Consider the following 20,803-nt stretch of genomic DNA (forward strand, 5'->3'; position numbering starts at 1 on the left):
CAGGTTCCGCCTTGATTTTAAGCGTTATAAGTCATTGTTAAATGTAATTAAATGCGTACACTTAAAGTTACTAGTTTGAATTTTAACTTTTATGCAGTGATGAAACACTTATCATATAGCACGGAGTAAAAGTTAAAATCCAAACTTCCACTGTATCCTTACATCGTATAATTTTTAAAATGTAATATAAAACTATATTCCACCTTTTATATAAAATATTCCTATAATGAATACAATATATAATACAGCATTAAATGATAATCTTTTTGCTGATAAGTGATGTCTTTTTAAGGTAGTCCATATTAATAAAATTGCTGCAAAAGTTATAATTGCTGAAATCATAAGGGATTTATCAAGCATCCATGGTGTAAAAATAATACCTAATGCACTTGGTACTGTAGCTTGAATCATCATAGACCCACTAATATTTGAAAGAGCCAAATTTTCTTTACCTTGTCTTACCCATATAACAGCATTTAAAGTTTCTGGTAATTCTGTTGCTACTGGACTCAATAGTAAAGAAACCATGTGAGGTGGAATTCCAAGGGAAACACTTAAAGCACTCAAATTGTGTACAAACATTTGTGATCCAATAAAAATAAATATAAGTGATCCTATAGTTTGAACTAAAATTAAGGATTTTTTAGGATTTTCACTTTTAGGACTGAATTTCAATGGTTCCAGTTCTCCAGCAACTTCCACATTGTCACTACTCATTTCTCTATAAAAGTAAACTCCATAAGCTACTAGAAATAAAAATCCCAGCCAAGGTTTTATTGCAAAGGCTATAAGGCCTAATCCAATCTTAAATACAAAAATGCACATAAACCAGACTTGATCTCTTGCTAGTTTCTTGCCATCAAATTTAATATGATCACCAGCCTTTCTCCTGCCGCTGAACATAACTATACTAATTCCAACAACAGCATAGGCAATTGTGCTTAAAACCAGAGGACCACCTAAAGCTGCTCCAATACCAATATCCTTTTGACTTGAACTTGCTCCAAATACTACAGCTATGAATGTAACAATACTTTCAGGTAATGCTGTACCAAAGGCTGCTAAAACTGAACCTACCGCACTTTGAGAAATATTAAAGGCTTTACCTACCCATTCAATTCCATTTACAAACAGTTCACAACTAAAGTAAATTAAAAGTGCTGCAGCAACCATTACTAAAATAGTTATTATCATCTTTTCTCCTCCTCAAGGTAAAAAATAAAAGACCTTTGGCGTATTAAAAAAACACGCCAAAAGTCTCGTTTCGCATTTTGCGGATACTGCCAGGTTTATCACCAATATGTTGACAATATCTATCAAACTACTCCCTTTTGTAAATATGTATTTATACATTATATTTATAAAGTATACTAAATTCGTTTTATGATGTCAACAAGCTAGTTTTACTTTTGAAATTTTTATAAAACATCAATGTTAATCTTCATCATCCTGCAATTCATTCATCTCATTTACTATTTCTCTTTTTTTATCTAAGTTATCGTTAGTTTCCATACCTTGATTGTTCATTTGTGTTAACTCATTTATAGGTGATATTGCAAAACTAAATGCACCCATAGAAGCTGCTTCAGCAATAGAATTTTGAAAATAGTTTTCAAAGCTATCTAAGTCCCTTGTATCCTTTGACATGATCTCACCTCTTTTAAACTTAGTTTTTGCAAAATAAACTATATTATTCCTTAATAAGCTTAAGTGTCATGTCCTATATATCTTTTGAATTTCAATGTGTTACGGATGGCAGCCATCGGATAAAATTTGTCATATGGGAAATCATATATAAAGTGAAATAAATTCTATCTAAATTATGATGAAATGAAGGTACATAAACAAATACAAGAAATTAAAAAGTAAGGGGTAGATGCAATAGTGCGTGGATTATTAAAATATTTAAAACCATTTATTGGACTTATTATTGCTGCAATAGCATTATTATTTGTGCAGGCAATGTGTGATTTAGCACTGCCAGATTATATGTCTAATATAGTAAATGTAGGTATACAACAAGGGGGGATTGAAAATGCAGTACCTCAAGCTGTAAGAAAGAGTGAAATGGATAAACTTACATTATTTATTTTTGGAAAAGATAAAGATGCAGTTATGAGTAATTATGTATTTGTAGACAAATCAAGTAAAGATTATGACAAGTATGTTAAAGAGTATCCTGTTCTTGTAAGTGAACCAATTTACGTACTTAAAAATGTAAGTAATACAGAAATTAATAAGTTAAATCCTATTATAGGAAAAGCACTTCTTACAGTTTCAGGTATTGAAAATATGAAGACCAATGCAAAAGGTGGTGTAATTAATTTTAATGGAAGGAAACTTCCTGCAAATACAAATTTATTTGCTTTGTTTGGAAGACTACCTGAAGATCAACGTGGAAAAATCATGGAAGAAGGAGCAAAGAAGTTTACAGCGCTAGGAGATAAGATGATTGTTCAGGCGGCCGCCAGCTCAGTTAAAGTTGAATACAAGGCTTTAGGAATAAACACAGACAAAATTCAGAATAGCTATATCATTAACATTGGAGTTAGGATGATTTTAATATCTCTTTTAAGTGCAGTATGCATTGTAGCTGTTGGTTTTTTTGCATCTAGAACTGCTGCAGGACTTTCAAGAAATTTGAGAAGTAGAATATTCGCAAAGGTTCAAAGTTTTTCAAATGCTGAGATGAATAAATTTTCTACAGCTTCACTTATTACAAGAACTACTAATGATATCACTCAAATTCAGATGCTTATTGTTATAATGATAAGAATGATATTTTATGCCCCAATTATAGGTATTGGTGGTGTTATAAAGGCTATGTCTCGAAGTACTTCTATGTCTTGGATTATTGCATTGGCAGTAGCAGCACTTTTAATAGTTATTATTGCTGTGATTTTCGTTGCTATGCCCAAATTTAAGATTATACAAAAACTTATAGATAAACTAAATCTTGTTACTAGAGAAAATCTTTCAGGTATGATGGTAGTAAGAGCCTTTAATACTCAAAAATTTGAAGAAGAAAGATTTGATAAGGCAAACAAAGATCTTACAGACACAAGCTTGTTTGTAAATCGTGTAATGGTAGTTCTGTTTCCTTTCATGATGCTTATAATGAATGGCGTAACAGTATTAATTATTTGGGTTGGTGCTCAACAGATTGCAAATTCCAGTATGCAGGTGGGAGATATGATGGCCTTCATGCAGTATGCTATGCAGATTTTATTTGCATTTCTCATGATGTCTTTTATGTTTATTATGATACCTAGAGCTTCTGTAGCTGGACAGCGTATAGTGGAAGTTTTGGAAACAGACACTGTAATAAATGATCCTAAATCACCCAAGAATTTTGACAATAATTTAAAAGGTATTGTAGAGTTTAACAATGTTTCTTTTAGATATCCTGGGGCAGAAGAAGATGTACTTAAGAATATTAGCTTTAAGGCTTTACCCGGACAGACAACAGCCATTATTGGAGCTACTGGCTCGGGTAAAACTACACTCATTAGTTTGATACCAAGATTTTATGATGTAACCGATGGTCAGCTTTTTGTAGATGGTGTTGATGTACGGGAGGTTACTCAACATGATTTAAGGGATAAGGTTGGTTATGTTCCTCAAAAAGGTAATTTATTCAGTGGTACTATAGAATCTAACTTGAAGTATGCAAAAGAAAATGCAGAAGAAGAAGATCTAAGAGAAGCTTCAGAGATAGCTCAGGCTATGGAATTCATAAATGATAAACCTGATGGTTTTAAAACAGAAATTTCACAGGGTGGAACTAACGTTTCTGGAGGACAGAAGCAGAGACTGGCTATTGCCCGTGCCCTTGTAAAAAAACCAGAAATCTTTATATTTGATGACAGTTTCTCAGCACTTGATTTTAAAACTGATGCTGCACTTAGAAAAGCACTTAAAGCCAAGACTAGTTCTACAACAGTCATAATTGTAGCCCAAAGAATTGCAACTATAAAAAATGCTGAACAGATAATAGTTCTTGATGAAGGTAAAATAGTAGGTACGGGCACTAATAAACAGCTTATGGAGACATGTGAGACCTATAAAGAAATTGCTTTGTCACAGCTTTCGAAGGAGGAGTTAGCATGAGCGATAAAAACAATAAGTCTGTAAACTCTGAAGGTAGAAGACATCGAGGTCCTGGTGGTGGCCCAATGGCTATGATGAAGGGGGAAAAGGCTCGTGATTTTAAGGCTACAATGAGTAAGTTAATCAAATATTTAAGTGTGTATAGAATGTCAATAATCATAGTCTTTATTTTTGCAATAGTTAGTGCAGCTTTAGGTGTAGCAGGTCCTAAGATTTTGGGAAGGGCAACTACAAAATTGTTCGAAGGAATAATGGCTAAAATTGCGGGTACAGGAAATATTGACTTTGATTATATCAGAAATATAGTTCTTATACTTATAGCCCTATATTTGATAAGTGCTTTTTTTGCTTATATACAGGGGTGGATTATGTCAAGTGTATCCATGAAAGTAAGCTATAACATGAGAAAGGAACTCTCAGAAAAAATTAATAAAATGCCTCTTAAATATTTTGACAGTACAAATCATGGTGAGGTATTATCCCGTGTTACAAATGATGTTGATACATTAAGTCAGACGCTTAACCAGAGCTTGGGACAGATAATTACATCAGTAACTACTGTAATTGGAGTTCTTGTAATGATGCTTACAATTAGCTGGCAGCTTACTCTTGTAGCGCTTGTTATGATTCCTTTATCTTTTCTTCTTATAATGTTTATTGTAAAGAATTCTCAAAAGTTTTTTAAACAGCAGCAAGATTATTTGGGAAATGTAAATGGACATATTGAAGAAATGTATAGTGGACACTTGGTAATGAAAGCTTTTAATGGAGAGAAAAAAAGTGTTGAAAAATTTGATAAATTAAATAGCAGTCTTTTCAGCTCAGCGTGGAAGTCACAGTTTTTAACAAGTATAATGATGCCTCTTATGAATTTTGTAGGTAATCTAGGTTATGTTGGAGTATGTATACTGGGTGGATATCTAGCTGCAAAAGGAAGTATTTCTGTTGGAGATATTCAAGCCTTTATACAATATGTACGTCAATTTACACAGCCTATTTCACAGATTGCCAATATATCCAATATACTTCAACAGACTGCGGCATCAGCTGAGAGAGTATTTGAATTTTTAGCAGAGGAAGAAGAAGTGCCTGAAACCTCTAATCCTGTAAATCCTGAAAATGTAGACGGAAGTGTAGAGTTTAAGAATGTACATTTTGGATATAAGCCTAAGACTACAGTTATAAATGATTTCTCAGTTAAGGTTAGAGAAGGACAGAGGGTTGCAATTGTTGGACCAACAGGTGCAGGCAAGACTACCATGATAAAACTTCTTATGCGTTTTTATGATGTAACTAAAGGTGCAATATTAATTGACGGACATGATATAAGAAATTTTACGCGTGAAGGACTACGTTCAATGTTTGGAATGGTTCTTCAAGATACATGGCTGTATAATGGCACTATAATGGAGAATATAAGATATGGAAAACTTGATGCAAGTGATGAAGAGGTTAAAAAAGCTGCAAGAGCAGCTCATGTAGATGGCTTTGTGCATACTCTTCCAGATGGTTACAATATGGTTCTTAATGAAGAAGCAAGTAACGTATCTCAAGGGCAAAAACAACTTTTGACAATTGCAAGAGCTATTCTTTCAGATCCAAAGGTACTCATTCTTGATGAAGCTACAAGTTCCGTTGATACTCGTACAGAAGTACAAATTCAAAAGGCTATGAATAATCTTATGAAAAACCGTACCAGCTTCATAATAGCACATCGTCTATCAACTGTTCGTGATGCTGATCTAATACTTGTTATGAAGCATGGCGATATTGTTGAACAAGGGAATCATGAAGAATTGCTTGAAACTGAAGGCTTCTATGCTAGTCTTTATAACAGCCAATTTGAATTAGCTGAAACGGCAATAGATGATAATCTTTAAAATTATAAAAGGATATCAAAGGATTGAATGAAGTTTATGACAGATGTATTTCTAGAGCATGGCTAAGTATTTTATAAAAATGTGCTATAATTAGATTTAAATAAAATATATGCTAGCATGCTGCACGAGATATTATTAGAAGGTGTTCATAAATGGAGAATAATTTAATATTAACAGAACTTGAAAAAGTAATCTTAAATAAAATACAAAATTACATTAATAAAAACGAGAAGGTTGGGATAGATACAGTAGCAAAGGAATGCTTTGTTTCAAAATCAGCAATTGTAAAGTTATCCAAAAAGCTGGGGTATAGTGGATATAGTGAAATGTATTATACTATTCTTGCAACTAATAATAATGCATTAAAATTAGATTTTACTCATAATAGTGATACTATGTGTATGGATGAACACTTAAAAAAGAATATTGATATACTTGTAGAAATGCTAAGAAAGTTTAGAAATGAAAAGATTTATTTAGATTCTTTAGGAATTTGTGATAGTGCAAAGGAATATTATTTGCAAAAGTTATTAATATTTGGATTTGATGCAGCTAGCAGTTATCATTATGAAGTCTTTAAAAATGTTAAATCCGGACTTTACTTTTTCTTTTCTCATTCTGGATGTAGATCAGAGATTATAGAAAAGGTTAATGAAGCTATTAAAAATAATTTTAAGGTTATATCCTTTACTTCTAATAAAGATTCACCGCTGGCAAAAATGTCTGATGTCGCAATTGAAGTAGCAGGAATAAAATCGGAGAGAGAACATTATTTGCCAAACTTTTTTACTGCTAATTTAATAATTTTGCTTGAATTAGCATTAAGCGAATATTCTAAAAGATACTTATCTAATGAGGATGATTAAGTATGTATCAATCTTGTAGAAAATTATATTGTGAAAATGAACTGATAATTCTTTTTATCAGTTTTTTTTATTTGTAACACAGTGAACTTTTTTACTATAGGTAAATATTTTCACAATGGTAGAAAGTGTATTGATAAGGGAAGTAAGCTGGATTATATTATACATAAATAAGAAAAGGAGAAACATAAAATGAAAAAGTATTCAATTTGTATTGTTGGCGGAGGAAGCCGTTATACACCAGATATGCTTGCAATGTTATGTAATCAAAAAGGCAGATTTCCTTTAAAGAAAATAGTTTTATATGATATTGAGAGTGAACGTCAGGAGGTGGTTGGAAAATATGCAAAAATATTATTTAAAGAATATTATCCAGAACTAGAGGAAGTAGTATATACCACTGATGAAAAAAAGGCGTTTCAGGATATAGATTTTGCTCTTATGCAAATTCGTGCAGGAAGATTAAAGATGCGTGAAAAGGATGAGAAGATTTCGCTTAAGCATGGTTGCCTTGGTCAGGAAACTTGTGGTGCAGGAGGATTTGCTTATGGTTTAAGAAGTGTTCCTGCTATTATAGATTTAATAAAGAATATTAGGACTTATTCTCCAAAGTGTTGGATCTTAAATTATTCCAATCCTGCTGCAATTGTTGCAGAGGCAACAAAAAGAGTGTTTCCTAAGGATTATCGTATTATTAATATTTGTGACATGCCAATTGCAATTATGGATGTTTATGCAAGTGTGCTTGGATTAAATAGAAGAGATTTAGAACCGAAATATTTTGGATTAAATCATTTTGGCTGGTTTACACATATTTTGGACAAGAAAACAGGAGAAGATTATTTACCTAAATTGAGAGAAATATTAAAAACTCCAGTAGATGTACAGACAGAACCTCTTTTTCAGGAGAAGTCGTGGAAATCAACCTTTGAATTTATGAGTCAAATGATTAATGACTATGATGAATATTTACCAAATACTTATTTACAGTATTATTTGTATCCAGAAAAGATGAAAAATAAAGAAAATCCTGAATACACAAGAGCTAATGAAGTAATGGATGGAAATGAAAAAGAAACCTATAATAGAATGAATAAAATTATATCATTAGGGAAGATACATGGTACAGAATATGAAATTAATAGTGAGGTTGGATGTCATGCTGAGTACATAGTAGATCTAGCAACAGCAATTGCTAATAATACAAATGAAATTTTTTTAATTATTACAGAGAACAATGGAGTTATTAATAATATTTCACCTGATGCCATGGTTGAAGTTCCATGCCGTGTTGGAAGTAATGGAGTAGAACCATTAATTGTAGGAAACATACCAACCTTTTATAAGGGACTTATTGAAAATCAATATGCCTATGAAAAGCTTGCAGTAGATGCCTGTTTAGAGGGAAGTTATCAAAAAGCATTACAGGCTCTCGTACTAAATCGTACAGTTATAAACACAGATACTGCTAAAGAACTGTTAAAGGATTTAATTGAAGTTAACAAAGGATATTGGAATAAACTACATTAAGTTTTAAACAGTTCATGGGATTATTGAAAAGTCTAAGAAAGTGGCTGGTGCACTAAGAATAAATACTACAATATATTGTATGAATTTCTTAATGCAACAGCCATTTTTGTCTTATATTATACAATAAAAGTTGTTAATATATCCCGTAATCTAATATGCATAGTTCTCTATTTTCATCATACCCAAAAGTACTTAGCTTTGAAAATTCATACTGGACAGCAGCAGATTTAAATACTAGTTTTTCTTTAAAGCTATCCAGAAGCAATAAAAATGTACTGCTGTTAGTAAAAGAGTTGTCTTCTTTAATGTGAGAATATATGGTATCAGGACAATCATCATTTTTGGCTAAAGGAACTACGGGTTTGTGTATGGTTAAATATATAAATTTGCTTTTATATATGGCATAAACAGGGCACAGTATTTTTTTAAAAGGCATTATAGAACCATCTTCGGAATGATATAAATTAAATTCATTAATACATTGTTCAGCACCAAAAGGTAAACCGCTTAAGGTTGAATCAGAGGATGTTTTTATTATTAGATTATCTACCAAATATACACATCTGGCGCTGCGTGCAATAAGGTTTTTTCTATTTAATTGTTTCATGAGTTTTTTACTTATGAGTTTATTCTCACCTAAGTGCATATTATAGCTATCTTTCAAGTATTTTTCAACTTGAGCTAAATTGTAATCCATAAAACACCTCCATTTATAAAAAAATGACCAAATATAAAAGATAAAATTCAATTATTGAAATATTCTATAATAAATAATATAATATGTATCGTTAAATGTCCAGATGTTTTATGTTAAAATTCTAATTAATATTAGAAAATACGTGGGATTTATACTTCCAAATTTATAAGATTATGTATTTGACATGATTATCATATTTATAATTTAATTTTGCATATTGAATATAATATGATTTTAACATTCAATATGATTTAAAGTAGTTGTAAAATTATGGATAAAGGTGTGAAATTTAAATACAATTGATTGAAATTTAAAAATTAAGTTTAGTTTAGAACATAATAGTTAAGAATGAAATTATAATTAAGAGTTTTTACTATGCTGTAAATAAAAATCTTAAATTTGAAAAGTTATGTGTAAACTTGTATAATAAAGGAAAGAATTTTAATATGCATATGTTTAACTGGAAACATGTGAATTTCTATAGCAATTGTAGAAAAAAATGCAGTTTTATGATATATTTATTTCATTGGAAATGAAAAAATTAAATTAAGTATATAGAAAGAGAAGTGGAATTCATGGAAGAAAATAACGTTAAATCCAATTTTATTAAAAATATTATTACAGAAGACTTGGAATCAGGAAAACATAAACAAATAGTTACTCGTTTTCCTCCAGAACCAAATGGATATTTACATATAGGTCATGCTAAATCTATAACATTGAATTTTGAGTTGGCAGATGAGTTTAATGGAAAAACTAATTTGCGTTTTGATGATACAAATCCTGTAAAGGAAGATACAGAATATGTAGAGTCCATAAAAGAGGATGTTAAGTGGTTAGGCTTTGATTGGGATGCATTATATTTTGCTTCTGATTATTTTGATGAAATGTATAAAAGAGCCTTAGTACTTATTAAAAAAGGTAAGGCTTTTGTATGTGATTTAACAGCAGAAGAAATAAGAGAGCATAGAGGAACTTTAACAAAACCAGGAGTAGAAAGTCCTTACAGAAATAGAACAGTAGAAGAAAATTTAGATTTATTTGAGCGTATGAGAAGTGGTGAATTCAAGGATGGAGAAAAAGTTTTAAGAGCAAAAATTGATATGACTTCACCTAACATAAACATGAGAGATCCTGTAATTTATCGTATAGCTCATTCTACTCATCATAATACAGGAGATAAATGGTGTATATATCCTATGTACGATTTTGCACATCCTATTGAGGATGCTATTGAGGGAGTTACACATTCAATTTGTACTTTAGAGTTTGAAGATCACCGTCCTCTATATGATTGGGTAGTAAGAGAATGTGAAATGGAATCACAACCAAGACAAATTGAATTTGCAAGATTGAATGTTACAAATACAGTTACAAGTAAGAGAAAACTAAAAAAGTTAGTGGATGAAAAGTTTGTAGATGGATGGGATGACCCACGAATGCCAACTATTGCAGGTATTAGAAGAAGAGGATATACTCCTGAATCCATTCGTAATTTCTGTAGAGAGATTGGAGTGGCAAAAGCCAGCAGTGTGGTAGATGAACAAATGTTAGAGCATTTTTTAAGAGAAGATTTAAAAGCAAAGGTTCCAGCTACTATGGCTGTTTTAAGACCACTAAAAGTTATTATAACAAACTATCCAGAAGGCAAAGTAGAAATGCTTGAAGCTGAAAATAATTCTGAAAATGAAGCATTAGGGGTACGTCAAATTCCATTTTCAAGAGAATTATATATAGAACAAGAAGATTTTATGGAAAATCCTCCTAAGAAATACTTTAGATTATTCCCAGGAAATGAAGTAAGATTTAAAAATGCTTATTTTATAAAGTGTAATGAAGTTATAAAAGATGAAGAGGGCAATGTAGTAGAAATTCACTGTACTTATGATCCAGAAACAAAATGTGGAACAGGATTTACAGGAAGAAAGGTAAAAGGAACTATTCACTGGATAGATGCAAGTCATGCTCTTCCAGCAGAATTTAGATTATTCCAGCCTTTAATATTGGATGAAGAATCAGAAGAAGATGATGGAAAAGATTTCTTGGATAAGGTTAATCCAAATTCATTAGAAGTATTACAGGGATTTGTAGAAGAAAATATGAAGGGCGTAAAGCCACAAGAAAAATTCCAGTTTATAAGAGTAGGATATTTTAATGTAGATGATAAATATAGTACTGATGAGAAACCAGTATTTAATAGAGTAGTATCATTAAAGAGTTCATTTAAAATAAAAAAATAAGTTAAGGTATATTTAAAAAAGTACCTAAAAAGATTAAATTCTGTGAAGCATTTGTAAATTGATATGGTACTATGAAATTAAAACTCCTGTCCTTTAGTTAGGGATGGGAGTTTTTTATCTGTGAAAAGATCAAAATTAGGAGGAATTGAGGTGATATCATTTTAATTATTAAAGAGCAAAAAAAGACAGGATTTATATAAAAAGTTAATATATAATATAAAAAAAGGCTAAAGGAGGTAAGCGTTTTAAAATGAATTATGATTCTTGTATTAAAAAATCTATTGAATATATTGAACACAATTTAAATAGAAAAATTGAGCTCAAAGATATTGCACAAAGGGTTTTTTTATCAAAATACCATTTCCACAGAGTTTTTCATGCTGCTGTTGGAAAACCTGTGGCTGAATATATAAGAAACAGAAGACTTGCAAAGGCAGCAGATGAATTGCTAAGTACAGACCATAAAATTGTGAATATAGCTTTAAAATATCAGTTTAGTTCTCAGGAGTCATTTACAAAGGCTTTTAAAAGAATTTATGGAATACCTCCTAGAGAATTTAGAAAGAACGGAAATAATGTAACTATGATTAAATCAAGAAAGAAAGTTGTACATTCACTTTCTATGGCAGCTTAATATTTTTGAGTTTTCAACTATGGTAATACAAAGGTAAATGGGTATATTGGGAAAAATAGTGATTTTAGAAAAGGGTGATGTTAATGAGTTATGTACCTGTGGTTATTGAACACACAAATTCAGGAGAGCGTTCTTACGATATCTATTCAAGATTGCTTAAAGATAGAATAATCATGTTAAATGGTGAGGTAACAGATGCAAGTGCAAGTGTAATTGTAGCGCAACTTTTGTTCCTTGAAGCAAATAATCCTGATGAAGATATTCATTTCTATATAAATAGTCCAGGAGGTTCTATTACAGCTGGAATGGCAATATATGATACAATGCAGTATATTAAATCAGATGTTTCTACAATATGTGTAGGTATGGCTGCAAGTATGGGGTCATTTCTTTTAGCAGCAGGTGAACCTGGAAAAAGGTATGCACTCCCAAATAGTGAAATACTAATACATCAACCATCAGTATATGGAGGTTTTCAAGGACAGGCTACTGATATAAAAATTCATACAGATTGGCTGCTTAAAACTAAGAAAAAAATGAATAAAATATACAGTGAAAAAACAGGCAAGCCTATTGAACAAATAGAAAAGGATATGGAAAGAGATTATTTTATGAGTGCTAAGGAAGCTGTAGAATATGGATTAGTGGATAAAATTCTTTCAAAATAGACTTAGTTTTTCTATTTAATATAGAGTTGTAATAATTATTTTAGAATTGCACAAACTATATCTAGCCTTCATTGTACAAATTATCTTACATGAATAAGACCTGTGCCTATTATGGTGCAGGTCTTGTTTTGATTTAAAACCATTCTGTAATTTCTTGCAATGGCTTTCGTGGTCGTGGGTATGGTGATTGATCGGGATATCCTATAGCTACGGCTGCCATAAGCTCATCTTTACGATCTAACCATGAGCATATTTCTTTATCACAATAAAAAATATCACAAATCCACAGAGCGCCTAATTTAAAATCCTGTGCTGCCAAAAGAAGTGTTTGTATAGATGCACCTATTGATTGAGTATCAGTAAGTAATCTATGATGATTATAGTCTTCTTCAAAATTAGAAAATGTATTGAATACTAAAACTACTGCCGATGCTTCATTAATTGAATTGGTACTTAATTCAAAACTTCCAATAGATTTGTTTTGGTTCTTATATAAGTTTGATACATTTCTCATAATATTTACTAGCTCGTTTTTCTTCTTATTTTGGAGAACAACAAATCTCCATGGCTGACGATTTTTACCTGAAGGTGCTTTGCTTGATAATTCCAGTAAATTTTCAAGTGTTTCTTTTGGTATTATTTTATTTTGAAACTTTCTTATACTTCTTCGTTCTTCTATTGCCTTTATTGTATCCATAGCAATCCTCCTGTAAGTGACTATTATAAGATATATTAACATATTCTATAATTTCCTACAAAATAAAAAAATCTATATGGGGTATATGAAACCCCATATAGATTTTTTTATTCTACTACAATTAAATCTTTTGTATAATGATTTAAAACTTCGCAGCCGTCTTCTGTTACTATTACAAGATCTTCGATACGAACTCCTACATCTCCAGGTAGGTATATTCCAGGTTCGATTGAGAATATTTGACCTGGTTGAACTCTATCTGTGTTTGAAGAAGATACATCACCAAAGTCATGACATTCAATGCCGATTGAATGTCCTAATCTATGAGTAAAGTATTTTCCGTATCCTTTTTCAGTTATGTAATCTCTAGCTGCTGCATCTATATCACAAAATCTGACACCTGCTTTAACTTTATCTATACCTCTTTTATTTGCTTCAAGTACAATGTTATATATTTCTTTACTGTGCTCTGAAACAGATTTGTAGAATACAGTTCTTGTCATATCAGAACAATATGAGTTTTTCTTACAACCAATATCAATTACAACACTGTCTCCTGGTTTAACTGTGGAGTTATCCATTACATGATGAGGATCTGCAGCATTTGCTCCATAACCTACTATAGGATCGAAAGAATGTCCTTCAGCACCAAGCTCTTCCCATATACCAGAAAGAAGTTGTCCCATCTTTTTTTCAGAATGTTTTTCAGGAACAAGCTTAATCATCTTGTCTACTGCAATATCATTTAATTTTGAAGCCTGTCTCATTAATTCTTTTTCATCTTCATCCTTGCACATTCTTACCATGTCAACAATTTCAGATCCATTTACAAATGCGCTTCCGCATTTAAGCTCCATTAAGCTTAAAAGAAATTTTGAAGGCCAGTTTTTATCAATACCCATAGGTTTATCTTTTTCAACATGTTTTGCTAGAATTTGTACTGGGTTTTCAGTATCATTAAACCATATCATCTCTGTTCCTAAATCTTCAGTTATTGGAAATAGTTCATTAATAAATAATTTGTTTTTTCCATTTAGATTTAAGTAAAGTACAAGCATTCTTTCACCAGGAAGAATCCACTTTCCTGTAAGATAGAAAATACTAGCAGGATCAGATACTATCATCTGAGGCAGCTTTCTCTCTTCCATAATTTTTAAAACTTTTTTTAATCTTTCCTGTATCATGAAAAATTCCCTCCTAAAAATAATATACTTTTAGCCACTTGCGGAATTCCGTAAGCATTAAATTAGTCTAACTTTTTAGTTGTTAGACGTTTATATTTTACCACACTATGAAATAATAAATGTTATCACAATAAAAATAAGCCACAGTGAGGATAATAAACATGCTTTATTTAGTAAATTCTATTTTTTGAAATATTTACTTGATTTAAAATTCAAAATGTTGAATTGTTTTCGTTTTCATGTTATTATATTATCATAATTATTACAGTATGTACATAATTAATTTTAGTTATACTGTAATCAAGCGTTTAGAATGTAATATTTGGAGGAAAATAATGATAAATGAAATAGCACAAAAAATACGTGATTTACGAAAAGAAAAAAATCTTACTTTAAAAGATTTAAGCAATGAAACGGGCCTATCAATAAGTTTTTTGTCTCAGGTTGAAAATAATTCTTCATCCCTTGCAATAACTTCTTTAAAAAAGATTTCAGATGCATTAGGTGTTAATATAAATTACTTTTTCGAGATTCCAGAAGTGAATAATTTTTTAGTTAAATCAGAAGATGAGAAACCTTTTAAAATAGAAGGTTCTAATTCAGAGTTTATAAGATTAAGTGGAGAGTTTCCAAACCGAAAGCTGGAAGCTATGATCACAACAATTCCACCAGAACAAATACATGGGAGTAACTTCAGTCATCCTGGAGAAGAATTTGTTTATGTGCTTGAGGGGACTCTTACTGTAGTAATTGATGAAAACGAGTATTATGTTAAGGCAGGAGATTCAATACATTATCCTTCAACTTCTAATCATGGATGGATTAATCCATCTAAACAAAGTGTGAAAATTCTTACTGTGCTAACACCATTAATTTTTTAAAAATTTGCTATTCTTTGAAAAGCAATTCTATTTTCTATTACAATGTAGAAAATATCAAATTGCTTTTCTAAAAATAAATTATGAAAGAGATGAACAAATATGAGTGAAGGTGTAAAGAAAATAATTTCAAAACTGAGAGAAATTATGGAACAGAAGGGCTTGGATGCTTATGTTATTCCATCCTCAGACAATCATCAAAGTGAATATGTAGGAGAATTCTTTAAGGCAATAGCTTATGTAACAGGATTTACAGGAGAGGCAGCTACAGCAGTTATTATGAAAAATGAAGCTGGACTTTGGACAGATGGAAGATTTTTTCTACAAGCTGAGTATCAACTTAAAGGTAGTGGGATTAAGCTTTTCAAAATGGGAAACCCAGGTGTACCTACTGTGTTGGAATATTTAGAAAATCAAATTCCATGTAATGGAAAGCTCGGATTTGATGGACGTCTCATGTCTATGCAAGAAGGAGGAGAGTTTGTTCAGAGACTTGCACGTAAGAGCGTGGTAGTTGAATACGACCATGACCTTGTTGACAAAGTGTGGGAGGGCCGTCCTAAATTGGCAAATGAACCTGTTTTTCTTCTTGAAGAAAAGTATTCTGGTGAAAGTACAGCATCCAAACTATGCAGGGTAAGGAAGGTTATGAAAGAATCAGGCGCAAATCATCATGTTATCACAACTTTAGATGATATCGCATGGTTACTCAATATTCGAGGCAGTGATGTCTTATACTCACCGCTAATACTTTGTTATGCAGTTGTTTCCATGGAAAAGGTAGACTTGTTCATTGAAGAAAGTCGACTTGATGCTAAAGTAAAGGAAGCTTTAGCTAAGGATGGTGTAGTATTAAAACCTTACAATGACATTTATGAATATGTTAAGAGTTTTAAAGATGAAGATGTAGTAATGATTGACCCAGAACGTGTCAATTATGCACTGTATAAAGATATTCCAGTTCACACCAGAAAAGTAGAAAGGGACAATCCTACTGTATTGTTTAAGGCCATGAAAAATTCTGTGGAACTTGCTAATATTGAAAACGCTCACATAAAGGATGGAGTTGCCTTTACAAAGTTGATGTACTGGCTAAAAACAAATGTGGGAAAAACAAAAATAACAGAAATTACTGTCTCTGAAAAACTAGAAGAACTAAGAAAACTTCAAGATGGTTACTTGTGGCAAAGCTTTGCTCCAATTTGTGCTTTTAAGGAGCATGCAGCTATGATGCATTATTCTTCTACACCTGAAACAGATGTGGAACTTGAAAAAGGTTACTTTTTCTTAATGGATACTGGTGGAAACTATTTTGAAGGCTCAACGGATATCACTAGAACAATAGCTCTTGGAGAAGTGAGCGAAGAGCTTAAGCATCACTTTACAGCTGTGGCTAGAGCTATGATGAATTTGGCACGTGCTAAATTTTTATATGGATGCAAAGGCTATAACCTGGATGTGTTAGCTAGGGAACCTATGTGGAATCTTGATATTGATTATAAATGTGGAACTGGTCATGGTGTCGGTTATTTGTTAAATGTTCATGAAGGACCTACTGGTTTCAGGTGGTATATAGTACCATCAAAGCATGAAACACACATATTTGAGGAAGGCATGGTCATAACTGATGAGCCTGGAATTTATATAGATGGATCACATGGTATACGTTTAGAAAATGAACTTATTGTTAGAAAAGGTGTTGAAAATGAATTCGGTCAATTTATGTACTTTGATGCTGTAACTTATGCTCCAATCGATTTGGATGCCATAGATACAGAGGATCTTAGCCGTGATGAGAAACTGTATTTAAACAGTTATCATAAACTTGTGTACCAGAAATTAGCTGATCACTTAAGTGATGCAGAACGTGAATGGCTAAAATTGTATACAAGAAAAATTTAAAAAAGTTAGATTTGGAGGGGGAAATTATGAGTGAAATGACATTAGAAAACAAACGACCTTTTGGTTTTTACGTTTGTTGTATCGCGTTCTTGTTTGAAAGGATGGCTTATTATGCTGCCAAGTATCTTATATTTGTTTTTGTTGCTGCTACAGTGGTAACAGGTGGATTGGGCCTTACAAAAGTTGAAGCTGCACTTATTCAATCAAATCTTGTTGCTTTTACCTATCTTGCACCTGTTATTGGTGGATTTATTTGTGACAGATACATTGGTGCAAGATATTGTATTCCAGTTGGATTGCTTTTGATGGCTGGTGGATACATAATGGGTGGAACTGCAACAAATGTTGTAGCAATGTATATAATGGTAACACTTGTAGCTATTGGTACAGGCCTTTTTAAAGGAAATGTTTCTGCAATTAATGGATCCTTATTTAAAGATGAATCACAACTGGATTCAGCATTTTCAGTTCAGTATTCTTTTGTTAATGTAGGAGCTTTTATAGGAACCACAGCAGTAGGCATTCTTGTAGCTAGTACTTTTGCACATGGTGGTGTTCAGGGTTTTAGACCTGCATTTAAATTATGTGGTATTATTTGTGTTATTGATGCTATATGGTTCTTATTTGGTATGAAGTTCCTTGGCGATGCAGGAAAAAAACCATTCAAAGCTGGTAAGCATATTGAAAAGAAGGCTGAAACTGAAGTTAAGCCTCTTACAAGAGTTGAGAGAAGAAAGGTATTCGCTATTATACTAGTGTCTATATTTTCAATTGTATTTTGGATTTTTTGGTATTTAACTTATTTAGCTGTTTATGATTATGGTGGTCAATTTGTTAACATGAATGTAGGTGGATTTGCAGTGCCACTTTCATGGTTTGATTCATTAAATTCCTTTGTATGTATTGCCTTAGGACCAGTTTTGGCTGTATTATGGTTTAAATTGTCTAAGAGACCTCAAGGCGATATAAGCTTGTTTAAAAAATTAGCTATGGGTCTTAGTTTCCTTGGATTGGCCTTTTTAATGCTTGTAGGAGCAGAACTTTCAAGAGGTGTAGGTGCATCAGCTGCATCAAAGGCAAGCATTGTTTGGATCATTGCATTTGGAGCATTACTTAGTATGGGGGAAATGCTTTTCTCACCACTTGGTAACTCTTTTGTTACTAAATACGCACCAAATAAGATGTATTCAGTGCTTATGGGGGTTTGGATTTTTGCTACTTTCATTGCTGGTAAATCTTATGGATACTTGTATGCATTTGCTTCAAAATTTCCAATAATGCAAGCCTATATTGTAATACCAGTTATTTTGTTCATTTGTGGAGCACTACTGTTTTTATTTGATAAGAAACTTGTAAGGTTGCTTGAAGATGAAGATCCTGATAAAAAAGCTAGTGCTGATGTATCTGCGTAGTAGTTTTTATCTTTAAAATAAAAAAGATGTCTTCTGTTAATTTACAGAGGTCATCTTTTTGTTTTAAATAAAAACATGCTATAATAAATTGTTGACAGTTTAAATTGATAATATTTGAATTTGTGGAAGGAGAGATATATGATTCTTTGCACTTTAGTAGGTAATCCTAATGTTGGACAAGAGATTGTATTTAATAAAATAGCAAGAGTTGAAAAGAATTCTGATGAGGAAGGAAGTTCAAAAATTGAGAAGCAGGAAGGATTTATAGACAACACAACTAAAATAGTAGCCTTTCCAGGGATATATTCCATGGATACAGATTCAAAGCTTGAAAAAATATTTAATGATTATATAAGTAATAATAAAGTGGATTTAATAATAAATGTGGTAAATGCTCTTAATTTGGAAAGAAATCTTTATCTTACTATGCAGCTGAAAAAGTTGAATATACCTATGGTTGTAGTTTTAAATAAGATGGATAAAGCAGAAAAAAGTGGATTATATATAGACTGTGAAAAATTATCTGAAATTTTAGGTTCCAAAATTATACCAATGAATAATATAAATGATAAAGAGGTAAAAAAATTAAAAAATTACATAAAAAAAGATAAATTTACAGTTTCTAAAAAAATGGACGATAACACAAATAATGAAAAAGAAATTTATGCTTATATAGAAAAGGTTATTAATTTAGTTGCTGTAAAAAAAGTAAAAAATCCAATTAGTGGTACAGAAAAAATTGATAGATTCGTTTTAAATAAATACTTGGCATATCCTATATTTATAGCTATTATATATTTAATTTTTAAATTGGTTTTTTCATGGATAGGAACACCTTTGTCTGAAGTATTTAGAAGTACACTTTTTAATTATGCAATACCATTTTTAAATAAGCTTTTACAAAATCAAAGTCCGTGGTTTAAATCACTTTTAGTTGATGGAGTTGTATCTGGAATCAGCTCAGTTTTAGTATTTTTACCTGTAATACTTACACTTTTTGCATTACTTTCTTTATTGGAAGACAGTGGATATATGAGTAGGGCAGCTTTTTTAATGGATAAAATTATGAGCTTAGCAGGAGTATCTGGTAAATCATTTATTCCTATGATTATAGGTTTTGGTTGTTCTGTTCCAGCACTTATGGCTGCAAAAAATATTGAAAGTAAAAGAGAAAGAATAATTACAGCATTAGTTATACCTTTTATGTCCTGTAATGCAAAACTTCCAGTGTATATGCTTTTTGCAACTATATTTTTTCCAGGAAAAGAAATTGTAATTTTAGGTTTAATGTATATTACAGGTATATTGATGGCATTTTTCTATAGCTTTGTGTTTAAGCTAATATTCAAGGAAAAAGAATATGAACCTTATATGGAAGAATTGCCTCACTATATTATGCCTGATTTAAAACTACTTTTAATGCACACGTGGGAAAAAGGAAAAGGCTTTTTAAAGAAAATAGGGACTATAATTTTTTCTATGTCCATTGTAACCTGGGTATTGTCTAACTTTAACTTCAGTGGTATGGTAAATATAAATTATAGCTTTCTTGCATCAGTTGGAAAATTTATATCACCAATTTTTAATCCACTAGGCTTTGGAAATTGGCAGAATTCAGTTTCTCTTCTTACAGGGCTTATGGGGAAGGAAGTTATAGCAGGAACCTTAGGAGTTCTATATGGTGGAAATTTACCTTCGGTTATTCCACATCAGTTTAATTTAGCATCAGCCTTAAGTTTTTTGATTTTTGTATTGTTATATACTCCTTGTGCATCTAGTATAATAACGATAAAAAAAGAGTTTGGAATGAAGCTCACTTTAGTTTCTATAGTGTATCAGTTTGCTACTGCATGGATAATTTCATTTTTATTTTTTCATATGGGAATGAGGTATTTTTATGGATTATAGAAAAATAATGGAGTTTATTATTGCTGGAATTATAATTGTTTTAGCTATATATATATTATGTAAAAATGTAAAGAACCGAAATGATAAATGCAGTGGCTGTGGAAGCTGCTCCAAAATGTGCCCTTATTATGAAAGTAAAAAAACTATTGAGGAAAATAAGAAAAAAACACGTTAAGAAATATTAAGTTAACGTACAATTA

At 31.4% G+C, this 20,803-nt stretch carries 17 protein-coding genes; 12 read left to right on the plus strand and 5 right to left on the minus strand.

The annotated features are described in order from the left end of the window. Positions 1-192: 192 nt before the first annotated feature. Together Ccar_RS01825 and Ccar_RS01830 are read right to left on the minus strand one after the other, a co-directional pair. Positions 193-1,194, minus strand: a complete 1,002-nt coding sequence (locus Ccar_RS01825) for a sodium:calcium antiporter (RefSeq protein ID WP_007059766.1) — start codon at positions 1,192-1,194, stop codon at positions 193-195. 240 nt (positions 1,195-1,434) lie between these two features. Then, positions 1,435-1,647, minus strand: coding sequence for a hypothetical protein (locus Ccar_RS01830; RefSeq protein ID WP_007059765.1), 213 nt, complete (start codon positions 1,645-1,647; stop codon positions 1,435-1,437). A gap of 237 nt (positions 1,648-1,884) precedes the next feature. Between Ccar_RS01830 and Ccar_RS01835 the strand changes: the two genes are divergently transcribed. From Ccar_RS01835 to Ccar_RS01850, 4 genes are all read left to right on the plus strand, one after another. Then, the gene (locus Ccar_RS01835) at positions 1,885-4,110 is read left to right on the plus strand and encodes an ABC transporter ATP-binding protein (RefSeq protein ID WP_007059764.1); all 2,226 of its coding nucleotides are present in this window, start codon (positions 1,885-1,887) and stop codon (positions 4,108-4,110) included. Beyond that, a complete protein-coding gene (locus tag Ccar_RS01840) occupies positions 4,107-5,990 on the plus strand; it encodes an ABC transporter ATP-binding protein (RefSeq protein WP_007059763.1) in 1,884 nt (627 codons plus the stop codon). The genes Ccar_RS01835 and Ccar_RS01840 overlap by 4 nt, the downstream gene beginning before the upstream one ends. A gap of 152 nt (positions 5,991-6,142) precedes the next feature. Further along, the gene (locus Ccar_RS01845) at positions 6,143-6,856 is read left to right on the plus strand and encodes a MurR/RpiR family transcriptional regulator (RefSeq protein ID WP_007059762.1); all 714 of its coding nucleotides are present in this window, start codon (positions 6,143-6,145) and stop codon (positions 6,854-6,856) included. A gap of 189 nt (positions 6,857-7,045) precedes the next feature. Then, a complete protein-coding gene (locus tag Ccar_RS01850) occupies positions 7,046-8,383 on the plus strand; it encodes a 6-phospho-alpha-glucosidase (protein ID WP_007059761.1) in 1,338 nt (445 codons plus the stop codon). Positions 8,384-8,516: 133 nt separating this feature from the next. On the opposite strand, the gene Ccar_RS01855 is transcribed toward Ccar_RS01850, so the two are convergent. Beyond that, positions 8,517-9,080 (minus strand): hypothetical protein, encoded by a 564-nt coding sequence (locus Ccar_RS01855; RefSeq protein WP_007059760.1) that lies wholly within the window; start codon positions 9,078-9,080, stop codon positions 8,517-8,519. A 575-nt stretch (positions 9,081-9,655) separates the two neighbouring features. On the opposite strand from Ccar_RS01855, the gene Ccar_RS01860 reads away from it, so the two are divergent. From Ccar_RS01860 to clpP, 3 genes are all read left to right on the plus strand, one after another. Further along, positions 9,656-11,320, plus strand: a complete 1,665-nt coding sequence (locus Ccar_RS01860) for a glutamine--tRNA ligase/YqeY domain fusion protein (protein ID WP_007059759.1) — start codon at positions 9,656-9,658, stop codon at positions 11,318-11,320. A gap of 250 nt (positions 11,321-11,570) precedes the next feature. Then, on the plus strand, positions 11,571-11,954 hold the full coding sequence (locus Ccar_RS01865) for a helix-turn-helix transcriptional regulator (RefSeq protein ID WP_007059758.1): 384 nt from the start codon (positions 11,571-11,573) through the stop codon (positions 11,952-11,954). 83 nt (positions 11,955-12,037) lie between these two features. After that, positions 12,038-12,622 carry an ATP-dependent Clp endopeptidase proteolytic subunit ClpP gene (gene clpP, locus Ccar_RS01870; protein ID WP_007059757.1) on the plus strand — a complete coding sequence of 195 codons (585 nt, stop codon included), beginning with the start codon at positions 12,038-12,040 and terminating at the stop codon, positions 12,620-12,622. Between the two features lie 133 nt (positions 12,623-12,755). On the opposite strand, the gene Ccar_RS01875 is transcribed toward clpP, so the two are convergent. Both Ccar_RS01875 and Ccar_RS01880 read right to left on the minus strand, forming a co-directional pair. Continuing rightward, positions 12,756-13,319, minus strand: coding sequence for a nitroreductase family protein (locus tag Ccar_RS01875; RefSeq protein ID WP_007059756.1), 564 nt, complete (start codon positions 13,317-13,319; stop codon positions 12,756-12,758). Positions 13,320-13,426: 107 nt separating this feature from the next. Then, positions 13,427-14,503, minus strand: a complete 1,077-nt coding sequence (locus tag Ccar_RS01880) for a M24 family metallopeptidase (protein ID WP_007062762.1) — start codon at positions 14,501-14,503, stop codon at positions 13,427-13,429. Between the two features lie 335 nt (positions 14,504-14,838). On the opposite strand from Ccar_RS01880, the gene Ccar_RS01885 reads away from it, so the two are divergent. From Ccar_RS01885 to Ccar_RS01905, 5 genes are all read left to right on the plus strand, one after another. Then, positions 14,839-15,384 carry a helix-turn-helix domain-containing protein gene (locus Ccar_RS01885; protein WP_007062761.1) on the plus strand — a complete coding sequence of 182 codons (546 nt, stop codon included), beginning with the start codon at positions 14,839-14,841 and terminating at the stop codon, positions 15,382-15,384. 99 nt (positions 15,385-15,483) lie between these two features. Continuing rightward, on the plus strand, positions 15,484-17,283 hold the full coding sequence (locus Ccar_RS01890; RefSeq protein ID WP_007062760.1) for an aminopeptidase P family protein: 1,800 nt from the start codon (positions 15,484-15,486) through the stop codon (positions 17,281-17,283). A 35-nt stretch (positions 17,284-17,318) separates the two neighbouring features. After that, the gene (locus Ccar_RS01895; RefSeq protein WP_034825798.1) at positions 17,319-18,695 is read left to right on the plus strand and encodes a peptide MFS transporter; all 1,377 of its coding nucleotides are present in this window, start codon (positions 17,319-17,321) and stop codon (positions 18,693-18,695) included. Between the two features lie 138 nt (positions 18,696-18,833). Beyond that, positions 18,834-20,603, plus strand: coding sequence for a ferrous iron transport protein B (feoB, locus tag Ccar_RS01900; protein WP_007064450.1), 1,770 nt, complete (start codon positions 18,834-18,836; stop codon positions 20,601-20,603). Beyond that, positions 20,593-20,778, plus strand: a complete 186-nt coding sequence (locus tag Ccar_RS01905) for a FeoB-associated Cys-rich membrane protein (RefSeq protein WP_007062757.1) — start codon at positions 20,593-20,595, stop codon at positions 20,776-20,778. Before feoB ends, Ccar_RS01905 begins: the two co-directional genes overlap by 11 nt. The last annotated feature ends 25 nt before the right edge of the window (positions 20,779-20,803 follow it).

Origin of the sequence: Clostridium carboxidivorans P7 (assembly GCF_001038625.1) — a bacterium.
Lineage (GTDB): Bacteria > Bacillota > Clostridia > Clostridiales > Clostridiaceae > Clostridium_AM > Clostridium_AM carboxidivorans.